The sequence below is a fragment of the Streptomyces sp. NPDC002577 genome (assembly GCF_053594815.1).
In genome coordinates this window covers 38,271-60,204 of record NZ_JBSFWK010000054.1, presented here as the reverse complement: position 1 = coordinate 60,204, position 21,934 = coordinate 38,271, and the positions used below count along the sequence as shown (strand labels likewise).

The 21,934-nt window shown below is 70.1% G+C and carries 23 protein-coding genes; 12 read left to right on the top strand and 11 right to left on the bottom strand.

Annotation, left to right across the window (positions count from 1 at the left end; genetic code table 11):
- Together ACWD4J_RS38475 and ACWD4J_RS38470 are read left to right on the top strand one after the other, a co-directional pair.
- Window positions 1-309, top strand: a 309-nt coding sequence (locus ACWD4J_RS38475; RefSeq protein ID WP_451400196.1) for an alpha/beta hydrolase fold domain-containing protein, incomplete at its 5' end; no start/stop codon positions are given.
- 53 nt (window positions 310-362) lie between these two features.
- Window positions 363-1,085, top strand: coding sequence for an alpha/beta fold hydrolase (locus ACWD4J_RS38470; protein WP_451400195.1), 723 nt, complete (start codon window positions 363-365; stop codon window positions 1,083-1,085).
- Between the two features lie 102 nt (window positions 1,086-1,187).
- Here the strand turns inward: ACWD4J_RS38470 and ACWD4J_RS38465 are convergent, their stop codons facing one another.
- Window positions 1,188-2,315, bottom strand: coding sequence for a low temperature requirement protein A (locus ACWD4J_RS38465; RefSeq protein WP_451400194.1), 1,128 nt, complete (start codon window positions 2,313-2,315; stop codon window positions 1,188-1,190).
- Between the two features lie 50 nt (window positions 2,316-2,365).
- The gene (locus tag ACWD4J_RS38460) at window positions 2,366-3,733 is read right to left on the bottom strand and encodes a dihydrolipoyl dehydrogenase family protein (RefSeq protein ID WP_451400193.1); all 1,368 of its coding nucleotides are present in this window, start codon (window positions 3,731-3,733) and stop codon (window positions 2,366-2,368) included.
- A gap of 243 nt (window positions 3,734-3,976) precedes the next feature.
- Here ACWD4J_RS38460 and ACWD4J_RS38455 point away from each other — a divergent pair, with 243 nt between their 5' ends.
- The 3 genes from ACWD4J_RS38455 (at window position 3,977) to ACWD4J_RS38445 (ending at window position 6,518) form a co-directional block, all read left to right on the top strand.
- Window positions 3,977-4,555 carry a Dps family protein gene (locus ACWD4J_RS38455; RefSeq protein WP_451400192.1) on the top strand — a complete coding sequence of 193 codons (579 nt, stop codon included), beginning with the start codon at window positions 3,977-3,979 and terminating at the stop codon, window positions 4,553-4,555.
- 254 nt (window positions 4,556-4,809) lie between these two features.
- Window positions 4,810-5,907 carry an LLM class flavin-dependent oxidoreductase gene (locus ACWD4J_RS38450; protein ID WP_451400191.1) on the top strand — a complete coding sequence of 366 codons (1,098 nt, stop codon included), beginning with the start codon at window positions 4,810-4,812 and terminating at the stop codon, window positions 5,905-5,907.
- Complete coding sequence (locus tag ACWD4J_RS38445) at window positions 5,904-6,518, top strand: FMN reductase (RefSeq protein ID WP_451400190.1); 615 nt, start codon at window positions 5,904-5,906, stop codon at window positions 6,516-6,518. The genes ACWD4J_RS38450 and ACWD4J_RS38445 overlap by 4 nt, the downstream gene beginning before the upstream one ends.
- A 16-nt stretch (window positions 6,519-6,534) precedes the next feature.
- On the opposite strand, the gene ACWD4J_RS38440 is transcribed toward ACWD4J_RS38445, so the two are convergent.
- From ACWD4J_RS38440 to ACWD4J_RS38430, 3 genes are all read right to left on the bottom strand, one after another.
- A complete protein-coding gene (locus ACWD4J_RS38440) occupies window positions 6,535-7,083 on the bottom strand; it encodes a hypothetical protein (RefSeq protein ID WP_451400189.1) in 549 nt (182 codons plus the stop codon).
- A gap of 41 nt (window positions 7,084-7,124) precedes the next feature.
- Window positions 7,125-9,113 (bottom strand): primary-amine oxidase, encoded by a 1,989-nt coding sequence (locus tag ACWD4J_RS38435; RefSeq protein ID WP_451400188.1) that lies wholly within the window; start codon window positions 9,111-9,113, stop codon window positions 7,125-7,127.
- Window positions 9,114-9,189: 76 nt separating this feature from the next.
- A complete protein-coding gene (locus tag ACWD4J_RS38430) occupies window positions 9,190-10,638 on the bottom strand; it encodes an APC family permease (RefSeq protein WP_451400187.1) in 1,449 nt (482 codons plus the stop codon).
- Between the two features lie 259 nt (window positions 10,639-10,897).
- Here ACWD4J_RS38430 and ACWD4J_RS38425 point away from each other — a divergent pair, with 259 nt between their 5' ends.
- On the top strand, window positions 10,898-12,499 hold the full coding sequence (locus ACWD4J_RS38425; protein WP_451400186.1) for an APC family permease: 1,602 nt from the start codon (window positions 10,898-10,900) through the stop codon (window positions 12,497-12,499).
- Window positions 12,500-12,509: 10 nt separating this feature from the next.
- On the top strand, window positions 12,510-13,271 hold the full coding sequence (locus ACWD4J_RS38420; protein ID WP_451400185.1) for an IclR family transcriptional regulator: 762 nt from the start codon (window positions 12,510-12,512) through the stop codon (window positions 13,269-13,271).
- A gap of 30 nt (window positions 13,272-13,301) precedes the next feature.
- On the opposite strand, the gene ACWD4J_RS38415 is transcribed toward ACWD4J_RS38420, so the two are convergent.
- The 3 genes from ACWD4J_RS38415 to ACWD4J_RS38405 are packed head-to-tail and all read right to left on the bottom strand — an operon-like array spanning window position 13,302 to window position 14,678.
- Complete coding sequence (locus tag ACWD4J_RS38415; protein ID WP_451400184.1) at window positions 13,302-13,850, bottom strand: AAA family ATPase; 549 nt, start codon at window positions 13,848-13,850, stop codon at window positions 13,302-13,304.
- A 13-nt stretch (window positions 13,851-13,863) separates the two neighbouring features.
- Entirely contained in the window at window positions 13,864-14,526 is a 663-nt protein-coding gene (locus tag ACWD4J_RS38410; RefSeq protein ID WP_451400183.1) for an HAD family hydrolase, read from the bottom strand.
- 23 nt (window positions 14,527-14,549) lie between these two features.
- Complete coding sequence (locus tag ACWD4J_RS38405; RefSeq protein ID WP_451400197.1) at window positions 14,550-14,678, bottom strand: hypothetical protein; 129 nt, start codon at window positions 14,676-14,678, stop codon at window positions 14,550-14,552.
- Window positions 14,679-14,883: 205 nt separating this feature from the next.
- Between ACWD4J_RS38405 and ACWD4J_RS38400 the strand changes: the two genes are divergently transcribed.
- Entirely contained in the window at window positions 14,884-15,576 is a 693-nt protein-coding gene (locus ACWD4J_RS38400) for a 2-phosphosulfolactate phosphatase (protein WP_451400182.1), read from the top strand.
- Between the two features lie 62 nt (window positions 15,577-15,638).
- Here ACWD4J_RS38400 and ACWD4J_RS38395 read toward each other — a convergent pair whose 3' ends face one another.
- A complete protein-coding gene (locus ACWD4J_RS38395; protein ID WP_451400181.1) occupies window positions 15,639-16,388 on the bottom strand; it encodes an SDR family oxidoreductase in 750 nt (249 codons plus the stop codon).
- Between the two features lie 160 nt (window positions 16,389-16,548).
- Between ACWD4J_RS38395 and ACWD4J_RS38390 the strand changes: the two genes are divergently transcribed.
- Both ACWD4J_RS38390 and ACWD4J_RS38385 read left to right on the top strand, forming a co-directional pair.
- Window positions 16,549-17,142, top strand: coding sequence for a TetR/AcrR family transcriptional regulator (locus ACWD4J_RS38390; protein ID WP_451400180.1), 594 nt, complete (start codon window positions 16,549-16,551; stop codon window positions 17,140-17,142).
- 94 nt (window positions 17,143-17,236) lie between these two features.
- The gene (locus ACWD4J_RS38385) at window positions 17,237-17,584 is read left to right on the top strand and encodes an SCO4225 family membrane protein (protein ID WP_451400179.1); all 348 of its coding nucleotides are present in this window, start codon (window positions 17,237-17,239) and stop codon (window positions 17,582-17,584) included.
- A 28-nt stretch (window positions 17,585-17,612) separates the two neighbouring features.
- Here ACWD4J_RS38385 and ACWD4J_RS38380 read toward each other — a convergent pair whose 3' ends face one another.
- A complete protein-coding gene (locus ACWD4J_RS38380; protein WP_451400178.1) occupies window positions 17,613-18,794 on the bottom strand; it encodes an acyl-CoA dehydrogenase family protein in 1,182 nt (393 codons plus the stop codon).
- 183 nt (window positions 18,795-18,977) lie between these two features.
- On the bottom strand, window positions 18,978-19,550 hold the full coding sequence (locus ACWD4J_RS38375) for a TetR/AcrR family transcriptional regulator (RefSeq protein ID WP_451400177.1): 573 nt from the start codon (window positions 19,548-19,550) through the stop codon (window positions 18,978-18,980).
- Window positions 19,551-19,861: 311 nt separating this feature from the next.
- On the opposite strand from ACWD4J_RS38375, the gene ACWD4J_RS38370 reads away from it, so the two are divergent.
- Together ACWD4J_RS38370 and ACWD4J_RS38365 are read left to right on the top strand one after the other, a co-directional pair.
- Window positions 19,862-21,079, top strand: a complete 1,218-nt coding sequence (locus ACWD4J_RS38370) for an Nramp family divalent metal transporter (RefSeq protein ID WP_451400176.1) — start codon at window positions 19,862-19,864, stop codon at window positions 21,077-21,079.
- 94 nt (window positions 21,080-21,173) lie between these two features.
- Window positions 21,174-21,932, top strand: coding sequence for an SDR family NAD(P)-dependent oxidoreductase (locus ACWD4J_RS38365; protein ID WP_451400175.1), 759 nt, complete (start codon window positions 21,174-21,176; stop codon window positions 21,930-21,932).
- Window positions 21,933-21,934: the final 2 nt, after the last annotated feature.

Sequence of the window (21,934 nt, the reverse complement as noted above, 5' to 3'; positions counted from 1 at the left end):
TGGGACCAGTACACCACCGACGAGGCGGAGCGCGCCGAGATCACCGCATCGCCGCTGCGGGCCACCACCGAGCAGCTCACCGGGCTGCCGCCGGCGCTGGTCATCACCGGCGAGGCGGACGTGCTGCGCGACGAGGGCGAGGCCTACGCCAACAAGCTGCGTGAGGCGGGTGTCCCGGTGACCGCCGTCCGCTTCCAGGGCATCATCCACGACTTCGTCATGCTCAACGCCCTGCGGGGGACCTTCGCCGCCGAGGCCGCCATCTCGCTCGCCGCCGGCACCCTGCGCACCGCGCTCCACGGTCACTGACCCGACACCCCGGACTCGCCCTCGTATTCACCGACACCACGGAGGAACCAGACATGACCACCAACACCACCCCCACAGTCGTTCTCGTGCACGGAGCGTTCGCGGACGCGTCCAGCTGGGCGGGGGTCATCGCGGAACTGCAGGGCGACGGCATCCCCGTGGTGGCGCCGCCGAACCCGCTGCGCGGCCTGGCGGCCGACGCCGCGTACATCGCCTCCGCGGCCGCGCAGATCGACGGCCCGGTCGTGCTGGTCGGCCACTCCTACGGCGGTGCGTTGATCTCCGTGGCCGGCGTCACGGAGAACGTCGTCGGCCTGGTCTACATCGCGGCCTATGTCACCGAAGAGGGCGAGAGCCTGGGCGAATTGCAGGGACGCTTCCCGCTCTCGTCGCTCGTCAGCAACCTCAAGGAAGCGACGTACCCCGTGGAAGGCGCTGAGCCCGCGGTCGAGGTCACCATCAAGGCCGAGACGTTCCCCGGCATCTTCGCCGCCGATGTGCCGCCCGCCGTCACCAAGGTGCTGGCGGTGGCGCAGCGTCCGCTGGCCGCCGGCGCGTTCACGGAGACGGCGTCGGCCGCCGCGTGGAAGACCAAGCCCTCCTGGGCGCTCGTGGCAGGCGCGGACGAGGCGATCAACCCCGAGGTCCAGCGCTTCGGCGCCAAGCGGGCCGGGGCGACGATCGTCGAGGTCGAGGGTGCCTCGCACGCCGTCGCCGTGTCCCGGCCCAAGGAGGTCTCGGATCTGATCCGTGACGCCGTGCGCGCGACGAGCTGACGCGACACCCGGCAGCACAGGCGGCCGCGCGGACGAACTCCCCATACGGCGTCCGTCCGCGCGGCCCTTGCTGTTGCGCGCCGGGCGGGATCCGGCCGCTGCTCACCGGCGCGGGACCGAGACCACGACGACCAGGATCGCCAGCAGCGCGCCGGCGGCCAGGGCGGGTGCCGGGGAGCCGGCGGCCAGCAGGATGCCGACCGCTGCGGCGGGATACGGAATGCGCTCGGCCGCGGTGGTCTGGTGGGGCCGGAGGTGTACGGCCCAGACCGTGATCAGGAAGACGGCCGCGGGAACGGTGACCGCCGCGCCGGCAGCGATCGGCCAGGCGTCGGTGTGGTGCGTGACGTGATCGGCGTACGCGGCAAGTCCGGCTCCCTCGGCGGCCGCCGAGGCGAAGATCAGGTAGTGGCCGTAGGCCCAGGTGAATCTCCTGCGGTGGGCCCGGTGCGTCGTCGCGAGCAGCGCCTCGGCGGGCCTGTCGAAGTACAGCCACCACATGGCGTAGACCATGAGCAGACCGCCGGCTGCCACCGCGTACAGCGAACCGGTGCCGTGGTGCCGGTCGAAGGCGCTCCGGACGGCGACGGTGGCGGCCGCGACGGACTCTCCGAGAACGATGAGGGTGAACAGTTCGTAGCGTTCGGCGATGTGGCGCGGATGCCAAGGGGTCATCCCGGCGGACTGCGCCCACACCGGGACGGAGAGCTCGGCGACGATCATCACGACGATGCCCGGCAACCGCACCGAGGCCGGGAGCCAGAGCAGCCCGACCCAGCAGACCTGGCAGACCGTCACTCCGAGAGCGAAGCGCAAGGTGGTCGCCCGACGGGCGGGATCGGACAACGCGGCGCGCAGCCACAGCGCGGCCAACGCCGTGCGCAGCACGACGTATCCGATGGTGATGACCCGCAGATCACCCTCTTGGAACGCGCGGGGAACCCCGGCGGCGAGCACGAGCGACCCCGTGATCTGGACCAGCACCGTCAACCGGTACGGGACGTCGTCGGGGTCGTAGGCGGAGGCGAACCAGGTGAAGTTCATCCACGCCCACCAGATGGTGAAGAAGACCAGCGCGTAGCGCAGGGCACCGGTGGCGTAGTCGCCGTCGGTCAGCGCCGCGCGCAGGCTCCCGGACGCCTGAGCCACGGCGATGACGAAGCACAGGTCGAAGAGGAGTTCCAGCGAGGTGGCGGACCTGTGCGGCTCGCCGGGGTCGCGGCCCGGCATGGTGCGCCATCGCCTGGGCGCCGGGGCCGCGAGGGCGATCGTGGGGCGGCTCAGCGGAGGGCTCCGAACGCGGGCTCGACCGTGCGGTGGAAGGTGGGGTACGTGTAGATCATGTGCTTGAGCCGGGAGACCGGTACCTCTGCGTGGACGGCCACGTTCAGCCCGTACAGCACCTCGCCGCCCGCCGGACCTGCCGAGGTGGCGCCGATCAGCACACCCCGGTCGGCGTCCTCGACGAGCTTGACGAACCCCTCGTTGCCGGGTCCGTGGATCCAGCCTCGCGTGGAGGATGCGATGGTCAGCGTGCTGGTGCGCACCCGCAGCCCCCGCTCCCGTGCCTGGCGCTCCGTCAGTCCCACGGCTCCGATCTCCGGATCGGTGAACGTGACGCGGGGAAGCGCCCGGTAGTCGGCGTCGGGGCCGGGACGCCCGAGGATGTCCCGGACGGCGATCTGCGCCTGGTACATCGACACATGGGTGAAGGCGCCACGGCCGGTGATGTCGCCGACCGCCCACAGCCCGTCGCCGGCCCGCAGCTGCCCGTCCGTGTGCACGGCTCCCGCCGTCGGATCGAGCCCCACCGTGTCGACGGCCAGCGCGGCCAGGTCGGCGTGGCGCCCGGTGGCGACCAGAAGCCGTTCGGCATGCAGCGGCTCCGCGTCCCCCTCCAGCCGTACGGTGAACCCGGTGCCGTCATGGCCGGTCTGGCGCGCCCGAGCACCCGTGAGCACGGTGACGCCGTCCGCCCGCAGAGCCTCGGCAGCCAGTTCCCCGGCTTCCGGTTCCTCCTGCGACAGCAGCCGGTCCTGCCCCTCGATCAGCGTCACCGCGCACTTGAAGCGGGCGAAGACCTGCGCGAGTTCGACACCGATGGCGCCTCCGCCGAGAACGACCATGGACTCAGGCAGCTCCTTGGCCGCCATGGCGTCGCGGTTGGTCCAGTACGGCGTTCCCTCGAGCCCCGGCACCGGGGGGATCCTGGGCCTGGTGCCGGTGGCCAGCACGACACCGCGCCGTGCCTCGAACGTGCGGTCGCCGACCGTCACCCGGCGCGGCCCGGAGAGGCGCCCCGTTCCCCGGACGAGCCGACCGCCCTTGGCCGCGAGCCGGTCGGCGGCCACCTGGTCGTTCCAGTCGTCGGTGGCCTCGCCACGGATACGCCCGGCGACCTTGGCCCAGTCCGGAGTCACGGCCGCTTCGCCTGCGAGGGCGGTCACCCGGCCCGCTTCGGCCAGCAGGTTCCCGGCCCGGATCATCATCTTGCTGGGCACGCACCCCCAGTAGGGACACTCGCCTCCCACGAGTTCCGACTCGACCCCCACCACATCGAGTCCGGCCTCGGCCAGCGTGCCCACGACGTACTCGCCACCCGGCCCCAGCCCGACGACCACCACATCCACCTGCTCGTTCGCGCTCATTCCTGCCTCTCCTCGTCCCCCCGGCTCCACGGGCGTGGGCTGTCCCGCCGAGGCTAGACCGGCCGGACGAAGGCCCGTGCGCGTGAGCGCACGGATGGTTGCCCGAGAGCGAACGACGGGCGCGCAACACCGTGCGCAGTGCGCTGTCGAGCACCGCGGCATGCGCTGCTGGGCAACCCGTCCCCCGGCCGGGCACCTAGCGTCACCCGGGTACGCACCGCACGGCACCGCAGGAGGCGGACCATGACCAGCAGTTCCCAGCCCGTGAGCAGCAGCCAGCCGTGGCTGCACCAGAAGGGCGAGGTGATCCAGGAGTTCGGCACCGTCAAGCAGTTCCCGGTCGGCCTGTCCTACGAGGCACGCATGTACTCCAGCCAGCGCCTGAACAAGGTCCTGGCGGACACGCAGATCCTCTACGGCCTCTACAAGAAGCACCACTGGCTGGTGCGCGGCGCGACCTTCTACCAACTGCACCTGGTCCTGGACAAGCACGCCGGGGAACAGCTCGAACTCGTCGACACCATCGCCGAACGCGTCCAGTCGCTGGGCGGCGTCGCGGTGGGCGACCCCCGGCACGTCGCCGAGATCACGTCGATTCCCCGCCCTCCGGACGGAGTCGAGGAGGTGCCGGTGATGCTGTCACGGCTGCTGGAGGCCCACGAGGCCATCCTCGTCGACGCGCACGACGCCGCCGCCCGGACGGCAGAACTGGGCGACGACGGCACCAACGACCTGCTGGTCTCTCAGGTGATCAGGACCGGGGAACTGCAGGCGTGGTTCCTCGCCGAGCATCTGATCGACACCCCGTTGGTCCGCGCCTGACCCGACCCGGCCGCTGTCCCGCGAGGAGATGGTGCTGTTGGCGTCGTACCGGCAGGTCGTGGCCGGTACGACACCCAACGGCGAGATCCAGCACGCCGACGTCACCCAGCTGCCCCTGAGCACCTCACCTGACGGCGACCGTGGTGAGAAAGGGCGCTGTAAGGCCCCTCGCCGTGCACGCACAGTCATCCCGGCTCCGCGTCGGCCTCCTACCGTTCGAGGACCACTCGATCACCTGGTGAACGGAGCAAGTCTTGCAGTTCGGGATCTTCAGCGTCGGCGACGTCACACCGGACCCGACCACGGGTCGCACGCCGACCGAGCGCGAGCGCATCAAGGCCATGGTCGCCATCGCGCTCAAGGCCGAGGAGGCCGGCCTGGACGTCTTCGCGACCGGCGAGCACCACAACCCGCCGTTCGTGCCCTCGTCGCCGACCACCATGCTCGGCTACATCGCCGCGCGGACCGAGAGGCTGATTCTCTCCACCGCCACCACCCTCATCACCACCAATGACCCGGTGAAGATCGCCGAGGACTTCGCCATGCTCCAGCACCTCGCCGACGGACGCGTCGACCTCATCATGGGGCGCGGCAACACCGGTCCCGTCTACCCGTGGTTCGGGCAGGACATCCGGGAGGGCATCAACCTCGCCATCGAGAACTACGGCCTGCTGCACCGGCTATGGCGCGAGGACGTCGTCAACTGGGAGGGCACGTTCCGTACGCCGCTTCAGGGATTCACGTCCACGCCCCGCCCACTGGACGGCGTGCCGCCGTTCGTCTGGCACGGCTCCATCCGCTCCCCGGAGATCGCCGAACAAGCCGCGTACTACGGCGACGGCTTCTTCCACAACAACATCTTCTGGCCGCCCGACCACACCAAGCGGATGGTCGAGCTGTACCGGGAGCGGTACGCGCACTACGGCCACGGCACCCCCGAGCAGGCCATCGTCGGCCTCGGCGGTCAGGTGTTCATGCGGAAGAACTCCCAGGACGCCGTACGCGAGTTCCGGCCCTACTTCGACAACGCGCCCGTCTACGGCCACGGCCCCTCGCTCGAGGACTTCACCGAGCAGACACCGCTCACAGTCGGCTCCCCGCAGCAGGTCATCGAGCGGACGCTGACCTTCCGCGAGTACGCCGGCGACTACCAGCGCCAGCTGTTCCTGATGGACCACGCCGGGCTGCCGCTCAAGACCGTCCTCGAGCAACTCGACATGCTCGGCGAGGAGGTCGTGCCAGTACTGCGCAAGGAGTTCGCCGCAGGGCGGTCGGCCGGGGTGCCGGACGCGCCGACCCACCAGTCCCTGCTCACGGCCACCTCCGCATCGGAAGAGGTGTCCGCGGCATGAAACTCGTCATCGTCTCGGCAGGGCTGAGCGTCCCGTCCTCGACACGGCTGCTCGCCGACCGGCTCACCGAAGCGGTCCGCGAGAAGCTCGTGGCCCAGGAGCACGATGTGGACGTGGAGGTGGTCGAACTGCGCGCCCTGGCCGTCCCCATCGCCAACAACCTCGTGACCGGTTTCCCACCGCCACAGCTGGCCACCACGATCGAAGCGGTCACCCGCGCCGACGGCCTGATCGCCGTGACGCCGGTGTTCTCCGCGTCGTACAGCGGGCTGTTCAAATCCTTCTTCGACCTGATCGATCCCGACGCCCTCACCGGCAAGCCCGTACTCATCGCGGCGACCGGTGGCACGGCCCGGCACTCGCTGGTGCTGGAGCACGCGCTGCGTCCCCTCTTCGCCTATCTGCGCGCCGCCGTCGTCCCGACCGCGGTGTACGCCGCGTCCGAGGACTGGGGATCCGCCAGTGACGCGCACACGGAGGGCCTGCCCGCACGCATACGACGGGCAGGCGGGGAGATGGCCGCCCTCATGGCCGCCAGGGCAACCGATGAAGCGCCCGATGACGACAGCACTGCGTTCCAGAGGCAGCTCTCCGATCTGCGCTTCAACTGATCGGTCGCAAAGGGACTCAGGCTGTCAGTGCCATCACGCCCATCAGCGGCACCATGACAGGCCCGCCCAGCCTGGCGAGCCGTACTCCCCATGGATCCCGGTCTGCCGTACGGGGCGGCAAGGTGCCTGCGAACAGGGCCGCGCGTGCACCCGCCCAGGCCAGCGTGACAGCGACGGTGACCGGCATGGCCGCCCCGGGAAGCGCGGTGTGGCCGGCCGGGACCGCGGACGCGGATGCCGCCCACGCGGTCAGGGCCAGCAGCACAGCGCAAGCAACCAGGTCGGCGCAGGTGTACCAGCTGACGGTGGCCGGGCGGGCTGCCGGCCGCGTCGACCACACCGCCGCCGCGGCCAGTGCCGCCGCGCCCACCCAGGGCACGACGGCACCGGCGTGCGGCAGGCAGACAGCGGCCATGACGGTCCCCATGACGAGGTGGGGCAGTCGGCACCGGGCGGCGTCGCCGCGCCGCCCGGACCGGAGTGCGGCCAGGGCGCAGACCGTACCGAGTACGGCCATGGCCACCATCAGCGCGGTGTGCAGCACCGATCCGTGCAGCACGTGCATCGCTGAACTGTGGCCCATTGCGCCGTGCACCACCGTGTGCGTCAGTGGCACGTCGACGCCTGCTCGCCGCTCTGGCAATGGCCCCCGTTGCTGCTGCGCGGCACGTCCAGGGTGGGGTTGCGGTCGAAGAAGCCGACGGGCTTGAGGGCGAAGCCGGCGTAGTCGACCGGCATGACCGGCCAGTCCTCGGGGCGCGGGAAGTGGGTGAGGCCGAAGGTGTGCCACAGCACGATGTCCTCGCCGTCGACGCTCCGGTCGGCGGCCGTCCAGGCGGGCAGTCCCGCGCCGCCCGGGTGCTGGTTGACCAGGTCGCCCGCCGGGTAGCGCTCGTCGTCGGCATGGCGGGTCACCCACAGATGGCGGGTCGCGAAGGCCGCCCGGGATGTGACGGACGCCGAGTCGTCGGCGAGCAGTGTCGGCAGACCCTCCGGGACGAGTGCGTAACCCACCGGCTGCCCGAGGCGGTTGGTGACCTCCGGGTTGACCACGTGCCAGACCCGGCCCCGGCTGCCGTCGGCCTGCCGCTGCGCCTCCTGCTCGCTGCGCAGGCGGGTGGCCTGCCGTCCGAAGGCGTTGCCGTGCGGGTTCTTGTCGCTCACGGGCACGCGTACGGCGTCGATCTCGTCGACGGCGTTGAACTGCCCGTCGACGGCCATGTCCAGCCGGGCGGAGAAGAGGTGCTGGTGGAAGGGGGCGCCAAGGCCGGGGGCGATCTCGGTAGCGAACTCCCGCCCCTGCTCCGGATAGCCGGATGTGAAGACGACGCCGGTGGCCTTGGACTCGCACTCGATGGTGCCGTCCAGGTAGAGGTACCAGTAGAAGCCGTAGTCGTAGTTCCCGACGGTGGTGAAGAACGAGATCACCAGGCGGCGCTGGCGGCGGGTCTCGTTCGAGCCTGCGAAGAGGTCGGAGTGCTTCCACAGCACGCCGTAGTCCTCCTCGTGCATGCAGATCGCGTTGCGGATGGTCCGCGGCTCACCCTGCTCGTCGGCGACGACGACGTCCGTGTAGTGGATCTCCCCCAGGCAGTCGCAGCCGAGCTCCAGGGAGTTGGTGTAGCGGCCGAAGAGGTATTCGCCCTGGTCGAAGTAGTTCTGCCAGAAGCGCACCGGCGACGGATCGGCGTACGGGACGACCATTTCGGCGATCGAGGCCCGGTGCACGACGGACCGGTCGCGGCCCTTCGCCCGGTCGTGGAAGCCGATCTGGTGGAGCGTCAGACCCTCGCGGACGTTGAAGCCGAGCCGCAGCGTCCAGTTCTCCCAGCGGACGACCCCGTCCTCGACGGTGAAGCTGACGCCCTCGGGCTGGGTGATCTCGATGGGCTTGAGTGTGCTTCGGGCCGGTCCCGTGTACGCGGGGTCCTGGAAGTTGCCCGGTTCCTGAGGTACGGGGACCAGCTCGTCGTCGACGACCTGCAGCACGGTGCGTGCGGTCAGGTCGACGTACGCGACCAGGCCGTCGACCGGGTGGGCCCAGGGGTGGTCCTGCTCGTGGTCCTGATGGAATCCGAAGCTGCGGACGATTCGGCGGCCCGCCTCGGCCTCGTAGCCGTAGTGACCTGCGGAGAGCGGGACCGCTCGCACCGTGGAGGCATCCAGTCCCCGGCGGGCCAGCGCCTCGCGCCAGGTTTCGTCGGCGTCGAGGATCTGCTGAACTGTCTCGAACTCCTCGTCGAGAATGGGGAGTTGACCGGACGCCGCGGTGTCGATCGTGTCGAAGCGGTCCACGGCACCACGGGTGACGGAAACGATCACGTCGTACGAGGCGCTGTTCGCCCGGTCGAGGAGCAGGATCCGCAGCCGCCGGTCCACTGGGCCGCCGGGGGTGAAGGCGAGCAACTCGGCCTTGACCGGCTCTTCGGGCACCACGGAGACGAAACGCACGTCACCGCCGAGGTGCCCGGCCGCGTCCAGGACGGCGCGCGCGGCACGTATCTCGTCGGCGGTGAGCAGGGCGAGGGGGTGCGCGGGCGGGGGCACGGTGAGGTCTGCTGCAGCGGCGGGGGCGGCGCTGTCGGTCACGGTCATGGGTGCGCTCCTGGATCTCTGGATGTGCAGGTGGTCAGGGAGAAAGGGACAGAAGGAACGGGGAGGGCCCGCGCTGTCAGGCGGGCAGGGGAACCTCGCCGCCAGCGCGCCGGCGTTCGCGTGCGACACCGACCACGAAGGACGCGGCCGGCACGCCGAGCAGCACCGCGGCGAGGACGCTGGAACCGCCGATCAGCAGCGGGAAGTTGAGGACCGTCAGGGTGAGCAGCGCGGCCAGTCCCAGGCCGCCGAGGGCAGGCGCCCAGCGGGTGTGCCAGGGACGGGAGTCGATGCCCGTGCGGTGGAAGAACACCAGTACCGCGAGGCACGTGAGCAGCATCAGAACATCGACTCCCGCGGTTGCCACTCCGGCCATCCAGGTGAAGATCTGGGTGATGGGGTCCATCCCGGCGAGGGTGAACACGACGATCAGGGCGCCGGCGCTCGCCGTCTGCACCAGGGACGCCACGTGCGGCGAGTGGTGGCGAGGGTGGGCGCGTCCGAGCGGTGCGGGCAGGGCCTCGCGCTCGGCGAGCGAGTGCAGATAGCGGGCGATGACGTGATGGAAGGACAGCACACAGGCGAAGAGACTCGTCACGAACAGTGCCTGGGTGACGTGTTCGGCGAACGGCCCGAGGTAGCGGCTCACGGTCGCCATCAGCATGCCCTCGGGGTCGCGCCCGGCGGCGGCCACCGCCTCCTCGTCGCCCCAGGCCGAGACGAGGGCCCAGCTGGAGAGGGTGTAGAAACCGCCCACGAGCGCGAGGGCCAGATAGGTGGCTCGGGGAATGGTCCGGTCGGGGTCGCGGGCCTCACTGCGGAAGACGGCCGTGGCCTCGAAACCGATGAACGCGGCGATGGCGAAGGTGACCGCGACGCCCGGCGATCCGGAGGTGAGCTGCGAGGGGGTGACCAGCGCGGCGGACAGACCGTGGTCACCGCCAGTGGCGACCACGACCGCGTCCAGCACGAGGACGATGCCGACCTCGCCGATCAGCAGCGCGCCGAGCACCTTCCCGCTGAGGTCGACATGCCGGTAGCCGAGCACGCCCACCACGGCGATCATGACTCCGGTCCATGCCCACCAGGGGATGCGCGGCCCGCCGTACGACTGGACGAGGCCGTCGAGAGCGACCCCGATGTACCCGTACACCGACACCTGGATCGCGGTGTAGGTGACCAGCGCGAGGAACGCGGAGCCGAGTCCGGCGCGCCGGCCGAGACCCGTGTCGACGTACGCGTAGAACGCTCCGGCCTGACGCACATGTCGCGCCATCGCGCAGAAACCGACCGCGAAGAGCAGCAGCACCACGCAGCAGACGGCGAACGAGGCCGGATACGCAGGGCCGTTGCCCAGGGCGATGCCCAGGGGGACGGCTCCGCCCACGACGGTCAGCGGCGCGGCGGCCGCCAGGACCATCAGGACGATCGAAGCGGTGCCGAGAGAGCCGCGCAGCCCCGGGCGCACCGCGACACCGCCTTCGGTGGCGGCGGCTGCCGGGGGTGGACTCGCAGTACTGCTCACGGTGCCTCCAGGGTGATCGGCGGAAATCAGCGGGAGTTGGCCTGCGCGGCAGTCTCAACGCCTCCGATTGCCGGTCCGTCACACCTCCGTCACGGACCACGGCATGCCGAACGGGAACGTCCGGCGCGGGTTTTCCCGTTCGGGAACACACCCTCGCGATCCATTGATCACATAGCTGAAACACACCGCCCCTACCGTGCCGGTCGGCGCACAGGAGCAGGGAGGGCGCCGGGCCGGACAGGATCCAGAGAGGACGGCGATGAGCGCCACCAGCACAGCCACACAGGCCTCTTCGCCCCCGCCGCTGCGCGACCACTCCCCCGTCGCAGGCCTCGACCGGCGCTCTCTCGGGCCGCTGCCGGTGCTCGCCCAGTCCGTCTCGGCCGTCGCCCCGGCCGCCGCGATGGCCGCCACGCCGGCCCTGGTCACGGCCCAGGCGGGCACCTCCGCGCTGTGGTCGGTGGCGCTCGCCGCGCTGCTGGCGCTGCTGGTCACCTCGTGCGTACGCACTTTCTCGATCCGTATGGCCGCGCCCGGCGCCCTGTACAGCTTCACCGCCAAGGGCCTGGGCCCGGCCGCGGCCTTCGTCTGCGGATGCGCCCTGCTGATCGGCTACGGCGTGCTGACGATGGCCGCCCTGACCGGCGCCGGACTGTATGCAGGGCAGTTGTTCGCCCGGCTGGGTCTGACGGCCGGCCCGCCGGAACTGCCCGTCGTACTGGCACTGTTGGCGGCGGGCACCGTCACCGCGTACTTCCTCGTGCGAGGGGTCCGGTTGTCCGCCGGTCTTGCGCTCTGCCTGGAGGCCGCGTCGATCGTCCTGGCCCTGGCGTTCTTCGCCGTGCTCCTCGCACGCCACGGCCTGCATCCCGACATGCGGCAACTGGCGCCGCCCTCATCGAGCCCGGGGGCGGTCGCCTCGGTCGTCGCGGGGGCCTTGCCGGCGTTCGGCGCGTTCATCGGGTTCGAGAGCGCGACCGTGCTCGGTGCGGAGGCCCGTCGGCCGTTTCTCGTCGTGGGACGCGCCGTTCGGTGGACTGTCGTGTGCTCCGCCGCCCTGTATCTGCTGGCGACCTACACCCAGGTGCTGGCGGCGGTGAGGGACGGCGTGCTGTCCCCGCTCGACGACCCCGGCCACCACACCGCGACGCGGCTGCCCGTCCTGCTCGACCTGGGCATCGCCATCTCGTTCTTCGCCTGCTCCATGGCCTCGGGCACCGCCCTGGTACGCCTGCTGTTCTCCATGGGGCGCGAACGCATGACGCCGCGGCGGCTGGGCAGCACGCATCCCACCCACGGCACCCCGCACATCGCGGTCCTGCTGGGGCTGCCCGTCCTGGTCCTGGTGCCCCTCGCTCTGCTCGCCTCCGGTCTGGAACCGCGCACCGTCTTCGCCGTGTTGCTGAACCTGTGCACCTACGGGTTCCTCGCGGCCTACGCCCTGGTGTGCCTGGCCGCACCCGTCTTTCTCCACCGCATAGGCGAGCTCACGCGCGCACCCGTGGCCGCGGCCGCGGTCTGTGTGCCGTCCTTGCTGCTGGTACTCGGCGCCCACACCCAGCGGAACGTGTCCGCGGGCAATGCGCTGCCGCCGTGCCTCTTCGCCCTGCTGATGGGCGCGGGCTGGGTCTGGTTCCTGCTGGCCCGCCGACGTGATCCGGAGCGGGTCGGGGCGATCGGTGTGTACGACGAGACGAGCGCGGCCGACATCCTGCACGGGCCGATCGACCTCCTCGACCTGCGCGGCCGTGCCGCGCACTCATCGGCCGACGCACGCCTCCTGCCGGCCGACACACCCCTCGTGCCCGGTGAGATCTCGGATACCGGGCCTGCTCCCTCCGACGGCCGGCATGCGCGGTGAGCGGTGAGCGGTGAGCGGTGACACGATCGCCCTGAGCGGGCGCCAGCCACGCGCCATACGCAGTGCACTCGCCGTGCTGCAGCACGTGGCGGCAGCCGGTCCCGGTGTCACTGCCAAAGAGATCTCCGCCGCGCTGCGGCTGGCATCGGCGACGACGTACCGGCTCCTCAACCTGCTGGTCGAGGAGGAATACCTCGTACGGATGCCCGATCTGCGCGGCTTCGCGCTGGGGCGCAAGGTCGCCGAGCTCGCGCCTCCGCGTCCTGTCCCCGCGGTGCCGGCGGCCGCGCATGCCGTCGTCTCCAGCCTGCGGGACGGGGTACGGTTCGGGGTCCATCTGGCGGGATACGCGGACGGCCGTATCGACTTCACCGATCCGGATCCGGATCACCCGCCCACCGATGCCGCGTTCCTGACCCGCCACCCTCATGCTTCGGCTCTCGGCAAACTTCTCCTCGCCGACGCACACGCCGTGCCCGCCCAGTTGCCCGCGCTGACACGGCACACCATCACCACGCCCGAGGCCCTCGCCGCCGAACTCGTCCGCGTCCGCAGCGACGGCGTCGCCATGCAGCGGTGCGAGCTCGATCCGCTCCATGCCTGCCTGGCCGTGCCCGTCCACAGCGAGACGACGGGCCGCCTGGCAGCCGGGCTCGCGGTGTGCGGCTCTCCCGACCGGATCGGCGCGCTCACCCGGCCCGGAGAACCGGACGGTGCGCTGGTCGACAGGTTGCGGGAATGCGCGCGACAACTCGCGGCACTGGTGATCTGAGCCGCCACGGACTACCACCGGGGGCCCAGGTCAGCCCGGCTCCACGCGGGCGGCAGGCAGATCACCGAGGATCGCGGAAACCGTCTGCTCCGGTGTCTGGTCCGAGGTGTCCAGCCAGAGCCCGATCCGCGGAGTCTCCACGCGCAGGGCGTGGTCGAGAGCGTCGACCGTCCAGACGCCGTACCCGGTCTTCGGGCGCTCGGCTTCTCTGGTCTGCACAGCGGCGGCGGAGGGAGCCAGAACGACGACGTAGAGAGGGCGCGTGCGGACCCTGGCGACATACCGGCTGAGGTCTTCCCCCAGGACGACGTCCTGAACGACCGCGGTCCATCCGTGACGTGCGTATTCGTCGGCCACGAGCGCCCCGAGCCGGTGGCGCAGTTCCAGCTGGGCCCTGGCCTCGGCGGTCTCCTCGGGCAGCAGCTCCTCCCGGCCGGATACCACCATCCGCCGGAAGACGTCGCCACGCACATGGGCGGCGCGCCGCAACCGCCCGGCCAGAAGTTCGGCCACGGTGGACTTCCCCGCAGCCATCACACCGCTGATCAGGACTACTGCGGAACCCAGTTCGGTGCTCACGCACACCCCCGTTTCACGATTCCGTGCCGTCCCGGAACTTGAGGATGTGATCCACTGCGGAGGCGACGTCGTCGACGACGTGGGTGGGCTGGTAACCCTGCTGGGTCCAAGACCGGCCGTCCGAGACCCACACGCTTCGAAGGCCGAGCGCGTGCGCTCCCGCAATATCGGCATGCGGTGAATCACCGATGACCCAGGCGCCGGGGAGGGCGACTCCGACGGCGTGCGCGGCCGCTTGGAAGATCTCCGGTTCGGGCTTCTTGCGGCCGACCGCCTCGGAGATCACCCAGCCGTGGACGAGCCGGTCGAGTCCGGTGTTGCAGATCTTCGCTTCCTGCTGCGCGATACGTCCGTTGGTCACGATCACACAGGTCCATCCGTCAGCCCGTGCCTGCTCCAGGGCCTCACGCGCAGACCGCGCCAGCACGACGCGGTCGGCGGCGCCGGTGTCCAGCAGGGCGTCGATGGCTGTCGCCGACACCGCGGCTCCGTATCGGTCGGCCATGGCCACGGCGACATCATGGCGGGCGGTGTAACCGCTCGCGTCGACGGTCATCACCCACGGAAGGTCGGTGTCGGGCAGACCCTGGTCGGCCAGGAACGCCTCGACGGCGGCGCGGAAGGCCGCATCGCGGTCGACCAGAGTGTTGTCGAGATCCAGCATCAGCAACGGCATACCCCCGTTCATATCTCAGTGCGTCACGCCGTCTCTCGCAGGCTGGGGAAGAGCGCACGGATACGGCCGGGGGCTGGTGAGACGAAGACGCCGTCCGCTGTCACCAAGGCTGTGGAGTGCCGGTGGTACTGCATCTCCAGCGAGATGGTCATCCCCGGCTTCCCCGCGGCGGCACAGGCCCGCCCCATCAGCTCGCCCAGCGACTGTCACTGACGGTGGGTCCGCTGCGGCTGCTCGACGGGGACTTCCCCGACCGTGCCTTCATGCACGGGATCGCGGAACACAGTGACGCATGGGCGGGCGAGTTTCCGAGGTGAGTCCCGCTTCGCCGTTTCCGGGCCACGCAACAATGGCCGAATGAAGCATCACTTCGTTGGCATCCGAGAGTTGGCCGAGACTCCTCCTGTGGCGATCGTGGTCGACGTGATGCGCGCTTTCACCGTGGCCGCCTGGGCCTTTGCGCGCGGTGCCGAGAAGATCGGCCTGGCTTCGTCGGAGAGTGAAGCCCTGGCCCTGAAGCAGGGCCGTTCGGGCTGGCCGGCCTTGAAGGACGGCCCTCCGGCAGACGGCTTCGACGCGGTGAACTCACCGGGCCTGATCGCGTCGGCCGATCTGACCGGTCGCACGGTGGTGCAGAAGACAACGGCGGGAACTGTGGGCGCCCTGGCTGTCGCGAGCGCACCGCTGGTCCTGTGCGCGAGTTTCGTGGTGGCGGGCGCGACAACGCGGTTCCTGCGGACCCAGGGTGCTGGTTCGGTGACGTTCGTTGTCACCGGCGAGGACGGGCATGCCGAGGAGGACCTGGCGTGCGCCCAGTACATCAGCCAACGCGCCATGGGTCGTGATGTCGAGGTCGCCCCGTATCTCCACCGTGCAAGTGCTTCCCGAGCGGCAGCCGATCTTGCCGACGGACTGCGGCGTGGATATCAGGGAGTTCACCGGGACTACGTCGAGCTCTGCCTGGAAGCCGACAGGTTCTCCTTCGCGCTGGTGGCAAGCCAGGAGGAGGATCTGACGGTGGTGCGTGCCGTTACGGTGGCTGGTCGCTGAACAGGGCCACCACCGCCACCACGCGATATCGCGTACGTCCTCGTCCTGGCATGGCCAGCGAACTAGCGGCCCATGGGGAGGTTCCCTCCGCCGGTGCAGTCCAGGACGACACCGGTGATGAATGCGTTGGTGGCCAGGGCGTGAACGGCCTGGGCGATGTCTTCGGGCCGGCCGACGCGGCCCACAGGGGTGATGGCAGCCATCCCGTCGAAGAGTGCCCGGCGCTCTTCGGCCGGCACGTGGTCCCACCACGCGGTGTCGACGACGCCCGGCGAAACGGCGTTGACCCGCAGCGGCGCGAGTTCCGCGGCGAGGGGTGCCACCATCGCCTCCAGCGCGCCGTTGACAGCGGCGAGTCCGGCCGTGCCGGGGAAGGCCGCGCGGGCGGAGGCCGCGGTCACGAGCGTCACCGACGCGCCCTCGCGCAGCCGCGGCAGGGCGGCCTGCAGGATGCGCACATACGGCCAGAACTTTCCGTCGAACCCGGCAGCCAGGTCCTTCAGATCCAGTTCGGCGAACGGTCCGCCGCCCGCGGAGCCGCTCAGCGCCAGTACGAGATGGTCCACCGGGCCGGAGTCCTCGAAGAAGGCGTCGACGTCCGCGGGAACAGAACCGTCCATGCGGTGCGCCGTCACGCGGCTGCCGATCCGCTCGACGGCCTTGTCCAGTCGGTCCTGGTTGCGTGCGGTGATGACCACGTCGGCGCCGTCCGCCGCGAAGCGTGCGGCCGAGGCCTCACCGATGCCGGAGCTGCCGCCCATGACGACGACTCGTCGGCCGGCCAGGGCGCCTGAGGTGCTGTGAGCAGTCATGTCTGTGTCCTCGTTCAACGAAGTTCCCGTGGTTCATGGCGTGTACGCAGTGCCGGCCGCAGCCTCGGCACATTGACGAGACTGCTGGTCTCGATAAAAGTGTTACCGAGACCGCTAGTCTCGTCAAGAAGATTCAGGATTCCGAGGAAGGATGGACGGCATGGATGACACGGACGGCATGCAGCCACGGCCCCACACCGGTCGCCGACGCAACGAGGCGGTGCGCCGGGCCGTCCTGGACGCCGCGCTCCGCCTTCTCTCCGAATCCGACGGCGCCCCCGTCACCGTCGAGACCATCGCGCGCGAGGCCGGCGTCGGAAAGCAGACCCTCTACCGCTGGTGGCCGTCCAAGGGCGCCGTTCTGCTGGACGCGCTCATCGACAGGGCGGACCAGGACGTCCCCACTCCGGACACCGGCACGCTCCGCGACGACCTGCGCGCGATCGTCACGGCGACCTTCGAGGGCGCCCGCAGCCCGCAGACGGCCTCAGCGTTGCGCACGCTCGTCCGCGAGGCGGCGCGCGACCAGCACCTTGCCGAGCTGATGCGGGCGTTCACGGCCGCGCGGCGCGCCGCTCTGCGGGAGGTGCTGGCCCGCGGCCAGGAGCGGGGCGAGCTTCCCGCAGACGCCGATCTCGACCTGATGGTCGACCAGGTGTACGGCCTCTACTGGTACCGCTTCCTGCTCGGGCATGCCCCTCTCGACAAGGAGGCCGCAGAAGGCCTGGCCCTTGCCCTGTTGAAGCAAGGATGAGCTGAGAACGCATACTGGTGAGTACGCATACTCACGACGCGGCCACGGTTCCGCCCGACCATGGGGGTACACGACAACCAACGGGGGAGAACCGATGAAGAACCGACCGATGCACACCCTCGTGCGCCTGATGTTCACCAACCCCGCCTCGGCGGTCTATCTCGGCCTTGTCGGCGCCGCCGTCGGGGTCGCCGCGAGCGAACCGCTGTGGTCGCAGAACGGTGGCGACTCGCTCATCTGGGTGTGGCCGGCGTTCTTCACCTGCCCTGTCCTCTTCTTCGTCCTGCCGATCGGCGACGCGGTGTGGGGCATGGAGATGCCGACATGGTTCTTCGTCGGCGGGATCATCGTTTCCGCCCTGGTTCAGTCCCTGGCCCTCGGCGCGGTCCTGGAGGGCCTGCGTGGCCGGCGCCAGCGGTCCATCCATCCGTACGGCGGCTGAACCGCTCCGGCGCGGTCGCCGGAGCGGTTCAGTTCTGCTTGCCGAGCACGGTGATGGTTCCTCTTGCGGGTTGCTTCAGCGCGCGGCTGATGACCATGCGCTGGATCTGATTCGTGCCCTCGAAGATCTGCATGACCTTGGCCTCGCGCATATGGCGCTCGACGGGGAAGTCACGGGTGTAGCCGTAGCCACCGAGTACCTGCACGGCGTCCGTGGTGACCTTCATCGCGTTGTCGGTGGCCACCAGTTTGGCTATGGACGCCTCACGGGTGAAGGGCAGGCCCTGGTCCTTCAACCGCGCGGCGGACAAAGTGGTGGCCCGCGCGGACTCGATCGCGGCGGCCATGTCGGCCAATACGAATCCCAGGCCTTGATGTTCGATGATCGGTTTGCCGAAGGTCTCCCGCTCCTGCGCGTAACGGACGGCGTGGTCGAAGGCGCCCTGGGCCAGTCCCGTGGCAACGGCGGCGATGCCCAGCCTGCCGGAGTCCAGCGAGGCGAGAGCGATCTGCAGCCCCTGCCCCTCCTCGCCGATGCGGCGGTGGACGGGAACGCGGACGCCGTCCAACCGCATGGTGGCGGTGGCGGATCCGGTCAGGCCCATCTTGTGCTCGGGCGGGTCGGCGGTGAGGCCGGGGGTGTCCGCCGGTACCAGGAAGCACGAGATCCCGTGCGCGCGGTCGTCCGACGTACGGGCCATCACGGTGTAGAAGTCCGCGTGACCGCCGTGCGTGGTCCATGCCTTGGCGCCCTGCAGCACATAGTGGTCGCCGTCGCGGACGGCACGGGTGCGCATGGCCGCAGGGTCGGAGCCGGCGTGCGGCTCGGACAGGCAGTACGCGCCGAGCAGCTCGCCTCCCAGCATGCCGGGCAGCCACTCCTGCTTCTGCGCCGTCGTGCCGTATGTCGCAAGGCCGAAGCAGGAGAGCGCGTGCACGGACACCCCGACCGCGACACTCGACCAGACGGCCGCGATCTCCTCGAGCACCTGCAGATAGACCTCGTACGGCTGACCACCGCCGCCGTACTCCTCGGAGTAGGGCAGCCCGAGCAGTCCCGCGCGGCCGAGCGTCCGGAAGACCTCACGCGGGAACTTCTCCTCGGCCTCGGCCTCGGCCGCCCTGGGAGCGAGTTCCTTCGCGGCCAGTGAGCGGGTGAGATCGATGAGGTCGGCGGCTTCAGGGGTCTGCAGCGTGCGGGTGGCGGGCATCGGAGCCTCCACGAATGATACTGAAGTGAGTACGACAGTATCATTCAACGTACACTCCGAGGGGCGGAAGTGCCCAGGCTCGAAGAATCCGCGACAGATGACCGACGGCAGGGGCGCCGGTTCGAAAAAGGGTCTACGCCGGCGGGATGCCCGCGTGGGGTGGATTTCCTGGCGTGACGCAGGTCAGGACGCGACGGCGTGCACGATCAGCGACGCCAGTTCCGCGTAGGCCTCGGAGTCGCTCAGACCCGTCCGCGCGGCCACCTCGCCCCGCTGGATCTGCTGCATGGTGGCGGCTGCGACCTCGCCCACGAACGCCGCGTGCACGTCCCTGAACACGCCTTCGGTCACGCCCTCGGTGATCAGCTGTCGCACCCGGTCGGCGGCGAGCCTCGTATTGGCCTCGTACACATCGCGGGCGGGCCGGAAGCCCGCCATGTCGTCGAGGAACCTCCGGGACAGCGGCCTCAGCTGCTCGGCCACCGCGTTCAGATAGACCAGCACGCGGTCCGACGGGGCGGTGGCATCCGCGACCCTCTTCTCGACGGCCTCGGCCGCACTACGGAAGTAGTGCTTGACCGCTTCCCTCACCAGGTCCTGCTTGCTCCCGGCGAGCTGGTACAGCGTGGTCTTCGAGCAGTGCAGCCGCTCGGCCAGGTCGTCGAGAGTGAACGAGGCGAACCCCTCCGCCGCCAGCAGCGCCACCAGGCGCTCCAGTAGATCAGTCTGTCGGGCGGTGCGGCGGGCGGACGGCATGACCTCAGCTTATCCGCTGCAGCACTGCACCCCTGGCCCGGAGCTCGGCGGTCCGCCCCAGGGGCTGGTCGCGCCGTATCGCCGCCCGCACGACCACCGGAGAGACCTGACCCAGCACGGCCATCGGACAATCCGCGTCGGACTGCCCAGAACTGGTTCGGTTTCACCCGCTGCGCAGGCCAGTGCCGTCGGTGTATCGTTCACATGCCGTATTTGAGTAAGTGCTCAGTTCTTTCTGGTGCAAAGGATGAGAGTCTCGTCGGCCCTGTCCCGCCCGTCGTCGCTGCGCGCGGTGAAAGGAGAGCAGTGCCGTGCTCGAACGTGGACCGGCCATCGCCCCGCCGCCCGCACCTCCTCACCACCGCTCGGCCCCCGCCATCGCCTTGTTCGGTCCGGCCTTCGTGGCCGCGGTCGCCTATATCGACCCCGGGAACCTGGCTACCGACGTCACCGCCGGGGCGCAGTACGGGTACCAACTGCTGTGGGTCGTACTGCTGGCCAACCTGATCGCCATGCTGGTGCAGTACCTGTCGGCGAAGCTCGGCATCGCCACCGGCAAGAGCCTGCCCGAGCTGTGCCGCGACCGGTACCGGCGTCCGGTGCGGCTGGCGCTGTGGTCCCAGGCGGAGCTCATCGTCATCATGACTGACCTCGCCGAGATCATCGGCGGTGCGCTCGGCCTGAACATCCTGTTCGGCCTGCCCCTGCCGGTCGGCGCCGTGCTGACCGCCTGCGGCATGCTGCTGATCCTCATGATGCAGCAACGCGGGCGCCGTTGGTTCGAGGCCGCCATCGTCGCCCTGCTGGCGATGATTCTGCTGGCTTTCTGCTACCAGTTGTCGCGTGTGCACTTGGATCCCGCCGGAATGGCAGGCGGGTTGACCCCTCGGCTCAGCGATTCCGACAGCGTGCTGTTGGCCTGCGGAATCGTGGGCGCGACGGTGATGCCGCACGCGATCTACCTGCACGGCGGGCTCACTCAGAGCCTCGAGCACTCCCGCTTCGCGTTGCGCATGACCCGCTGGGACGTGCTGATCGCGCTGGGCACGGCCGGACTGGTGAACATCTCGATCCTGCTCGGCGCGACCGCCTTGCACGGCAGCGAGGGCGACTCTCTGATCACCGCCCACCAGGCCTTCACCGACCGACTCGGTTCCCTCGCCGGATACGCCTTCGGCATCGCCCTGCTCGCCTCGGGACTGGCGTCATGCGCGGTCGGTGTCTACAGCGGCCAGATCGTGATGCAGGGATTCCTGCGCCGGTCGATACCTTTGTGGGTGCGGCGCACAGTGGCCGCGGTTCCGGCGGTGGTGATCCTGGCTGCCGGGGTGGATCCGACCAAGGCGCTGGTGGTCAGTCAGGTCGCGCTCTCGTTCGGCCTGCCGTTCGCGTTGGTTCCGTTGCTGGTCATCACGCAGGACCGGCGGGTGATGGGCGAGTTCGTGAACCGGCGGAGCACCGCGATCGTGGCCGGCGCCGCGGCGGCCCTGATCATCGTACTGAACGCCTGTCTGGTCATCACTGTATGACCGGTTCCCCTTCCTTCCGGACCCATGCGCTCCAGAAGGTCGGGCCTTGTGCCGAGCAACGACGTCTTCCTGTTGGAGGGGGTGACCTGGCCACGTGTTTGATCTCAGAGGACGTACGGCACTGGTGACGGGAGCGGGCCGGCATGTCGGACGGCGGATCGCCGAGGTCCTCGGTGCCGCCGGAGCGGCGGTCGCGATCAACGACATCGCTCCGGAGCGGGCCGAGGAGACCGCGGCCGCTCTTGCGGACGCACACGGTGTCAAGGCCGCCGCCTGTCCCGGGGACATCACCGACCCGCGAGCCGTGGCCGAGGTGGTGCAGCGGGCCGGAGAACTCCTGGGTCCCGTCGACATCCTGGTCAACAACGCCGGTATTCCAGCTGGTGGTACCACCCGTTGGGGCACGGATTTCGCGGACAGCGCGCCCGAGGAGTGGGCCCCTCTGGTCGAGCTCAACCTGACGGCCGTCCTGCACTGCACCCACACCGTACTGCCGGGCATGCGCGCACGCGGCTGGGGCCGGATCGTGCACATCGTCTCCGATTCCGCACGGTCCGGTATGGCCGGGGTCGCCGTCTACGCCGCGGCCAAGGCTGCGACAGCGGCGTTCTCCCGCTGTCTGGCGGTCGAGGTCGGCGAGGCCGGGATCACCAGCAACTGCCTCTCGCTGGGCACCCTCCCGGCGCCCGGCACGCCACCGGACCGGCTCGCCCGGCTCGCCCGGTCCTATCCCGTCGGGCGCACGGGGACCCCCGACGATGTCGCCCCGGCAGTGCTCTGGCTGGCGTCGGACGAGGCGGCCTGGGTGACCGGCCAGACAGTGTCGGTCAACGGCGGATGGCTCACCACGTGAGG